Source organism: Williamsia sp., assembly GCF_036566845.1.
Taxonomy (GTDB): domain Bacteria; phylum Actinomycetota; class Actinomycetes; order Mycobacteriales; family Mycobacteriaceae; genus Williamsia.
Genome location: NZ_DATCVM010000225.1, coordinates 1 through 3,196, shown reverse-complemented (window position 1 = coordinate 3,196; position 3,196 = coordinate 1). Strand labels below are relative to the sequence as shown.

Annotated in this window: 4 protein-coding genes; 3 read left to right on the top strand and 1 reads right to left on the bottom strand. The window is 67.0% G+C overall.

Translation table 11 applies throughout. The features are described 5' to 3' along the window. Positions 1 to 21 precede the first annotated feature (21 nt). Complete coding sequence (locus VIQ49_RS21720) at positions 22 to 1,269, bottom strand: IS110 family transposase (protein WP_331888552.1); 1,248 nt, start codon at positions 1,267 to 1,269, stop codon at positions 22 to 24. Positions 1,270 to 1,606: 337 nt separating this feature from the next. On the opposite strand from VIQ49_RS21720, the gene VIQ49_RS21715 reads away from it, so the two are divergent. The 3 genes from VIQ49_RS21715 to VIQ49_RS21705 are packed head-to-tail and all read left to right on the top strand — an operon-like array spanning position 1,607 to position 3,120. Next, positions 1,607 to 2,491, top strand: coding sequence for a decaprenyl diphosphate synthase (locus VIQ49_RS21715; RefSeq protein ID WP_331888550.1), 885 nt, complete (start codon positions 1,607 to 1,609; stop codon positions 2,489 to 2,491). 7 nt (positions 2,492 to 2,498) lie between these two features. Then, on the top strand, positions 2,499 to 2,918 hold the full coding sequence (locus tag VIQ49_RS21710; RefSeq protein WP_331888548.1) for a hypothetical protein: 420 nt from the start codon (positions 2,499 to 2,501) through the stop codon (positions 2,916 to 2,918). A 10-nt stretch (positions 2,919 to 2,928) separates the two neighbouring features. Further along, the gene (locus tag VIQ49_RS21705; RefSeq protein WP_331888546.1) at positions 2,929 to 3,120 is read left to right on the top strand and encodes a hypothetical protein; all 192 of its coding nucleotides are present in this window, start codon (positions 2,929 to 2,931) and stop codon (positions 3,118 to 3,120) included. Positions 3,121 to 3,196 lie beyond the last annotated feature (76 nt).

Sequence of the window (3,196 nt, the reverse complement as noted above, 5' to 3'; positions counted from 1 at the left end):
CCTGTGTCAACTGGTCGTGGGTTAGGCGGCGGGTTTGTCGTGCAGGAGTGCTTGGAGGGCTCGGTGTTTGGCGGGGTCGTAGGCGACGCGGTCTTGCCAGCAGTGCCAGATGATGTAGAGCCAGGCGCGGGCGAGGATGCGGGTGGCGTGGGAGTGGTCGTGTTTGTTGGCCCGTGCGCGGCGGTAGAGGTCGGCGGCCCAGGGGTTGGCGCGGCGGGAGTCGGCGGCGAAGTCGGTGATCGCGTCGCGCAGGTGTTTGTCGCACGACCAGCGGAACGAGACCGAGCGCATGGGTCCCGATTGGCGGGTGGAGGGGGCGACGCCGGCGAGGCAGGCCAGCGATTCGGGGGTGGGGAATCGGCTGCGGCAGTCTCCGATTTCGGCGAGAAGCTTGGCGGCTCTGACGGTTCCGGAGCGGGGCAGGCTGGTGAAGATGTGCGCATCGGTGTGGGCGGCGAGTTGTTCGGCGATCTGATCGGACAACGTCTTGATCTGTTCGACGAGGGCTTTGAGGGTGGTGACCAGGGCGTTGGTGATGCGGGCGTGGGCCGCGCCGTGTTCGCCGGTGATGCCTCGGGGTGCGGTGATCAGCCGGGTGTGCAGGACTGCGGGATCCATGCCGCCGGTGTAGCCGATCGAGGCCAGCCAGGTGCTCAGACGTGTGGGTGTCAGCCAGTCGGCGCGGTCTTGGCAGTCGAATCGGGTCAGGAAGCTCAGGCTGATCATCGAATCGATGTCGGCGAACAGGCCCACGGCGCCCGGGAAAGCGCGGTTGAGGTGTTCGCGCAGCTGGTTGGCCAGCGCGACGCGGTGTCCGATGAGGTCTTTGCGTGCCCGGCAGGCGGTGCGCAGCGCGGTGGTGGCCGCGGTGTCGGGGACCAGGGGCCGCAGCCGGGTGCGGTCGGTGCGCAGGGTGTCGGCCAGCACGAAGGCGTCGAATCGGTCGTCTTTGTTGCCGGCCGAGCCGTAGCGGCTACGCAGGTTTTTGAGCTGGTTGGGACTGATCACCACCACAGTGACCTCGGCGGCCAGCAGCGCTTGGACCAGCGGTCCGTCGGGGCGTTCGATGGCCACCTCGTCGACCCCGCGACGATCCAGCAGGCTCAGCAGCGCCCGCAGTCCTGCAGCGTTGTGTTCGATGGTGCTTCGGTGGATTTCGCGGCCTCGTGTGTCGATGATCGAGACCGCGTGATCACGGCCAGCCCAGTCGATTCCGCAGGTCATGCCGTTGGTGGGTTCCGTCGCCAATACCGGCGGGGCATACTTCATCACAGCCTCCTCGCTGCTAGTCCCAGTGGGGAGGCACCCAAACTTCGGTGCCGGAGTGTGGCTGCCGGTTCGCTCACTGTTCGGCGCTCAGAGGCGCTCAGCCCTGTCGACGGTCGGCACACCCCGGGTAACCGTCGAGTCCCGCGAAACTCATCGTGGACGTCACAGCGTCCAGCGCTTGTGGCGGTAACTCGACGGCACCTCGGGTGCATCGGTGATCCATCCAAGATCACCGACCTAAGGATGGTGCACCAGTGAGCGCTTGCGCGAAGAGCAGATCAGTCGAGCTACCGGGTGGAGCGCTCCGCCGGCCAGGGCATCGGGCAGGATATGGCGCATGGCAACGAAGCGGACGGGGAAGAACCGCTACCCGCAGCTGCCCCCGGCGCCTGAGGATTACCCCACCTTCCCGGACAAGTCGGACTGGCCGGTCGTCTTCCCGGAGCTCCCGCTGCGCACCAACGGCAAATTCGCCCGCCCGCCGCAGCACACGTCGAAGGCCGCCGCACCGCAGATTCCGGCGGACCAGGTGCCCCAACACGTCGCGGTGGTGATGGACGGCAACGGGCGGTGGGCCACCCAGCGGGGCCTGCACCGCACCGAGGGTCACAAGATGGGCGAGGCGGTGCTCATCGACATCACCTGCGGTGCCATCGAGATCGGCGTCAAGCACCTGACCGTGTACGCGTTCTCCACCGAGAACTGGAAGCGCAGCACCGAGGAGGTCCGGTTCCTGATGGGCTTCAACCGGGAGGTGGTGCGACGCCGCCGGGAGAACCTCAACGACATGGGCGTGCGGATGCGCTGGGTCGGCTCCAGGCCCCGGATGTGGCGCAGCGTCATCAAGGAGTTCGACATCGCCGAGCAGATGACGGTCGACAACGACGTCATCACGATCAACTACTGCGTGAACTACGGCGGGCGCACCGAGATCGTCGAGGCAGCCCGCGAACTCGCCCAGCAGGCCGTCGACGGAAAGATCACCCCGAGCCGGATCACCGAGGCGACGTTCGCCAAGCACCTGCACCGCTCCGACATCCCCGACGTCGACCTGTTCATCCGGACGTCGGGGGAGCAGCGAGCCAGCAACTTCCTGCTGTGGCAGGCGGCCTACGCCGAGTACGTCTTCCAGGACAAGCTGTGGCCCGACTACGACCGCCGCGACCTGTGGGCCGCGTGCGAGGAGTACGTCAACCGCAACCGACGCTTCGGCAGAGCCTGAGAGTCCGATGGACCTCTCGCAGCGACTGCCCGCCGTTCTCGAGGCGATCCTGCCCGTACAGCACGAGGACGACGGTGCGCTGACGGTGCAGCACGACGACACGTTCGCGTCGCTGCGCGTCGTGACCATCGCCGAGGATCTCGACCTGGTGTCGCTGACCCAGGTTCTGGCCTGGGATCTGCCGCTGGACAGCAAGATTCGCGCCAAGGTCGCCAAGCATGCCCACGACACCCTGCTGGGCACGGTGTCGCTGGTGGAGAAGATCGCGACCGGCACGGGCCGGTCCAAGAAGACCGGCGACGTGCTGCTGCGCTACAACTTCCCGGCCGCAGGCCTCACCGACGACGCGCTGAGCACCCTGATCCTGATGGTGCTGGCCACCGGCGCCGATGTGCGGCGGGCGCTGATCGCCGGGCTGCCGGGTTAGGGTCACGGGTATGCGTACAGCGGTCGTCGTCATCGGCGTGGTGGTTGCGCTCTTCGGTGTGCTGTTCACATTTCAGGGACTGGGAGCCGTGCAGGGCAGCCCGATGAGCAACACCACGACATGGTCGGTCCTCGGACCGGTCATCGCGATCGTCGGTGTCGTCATCGCGTTCGCCGGCTGGCGGGGTCTGCGGCGACGCTAATTGTCGGATCCGCACCGACTGCAGACACCGAAGATCTCGATGGTGTGGCTGACGTCGGAGAAACCGTGTTCGCGGG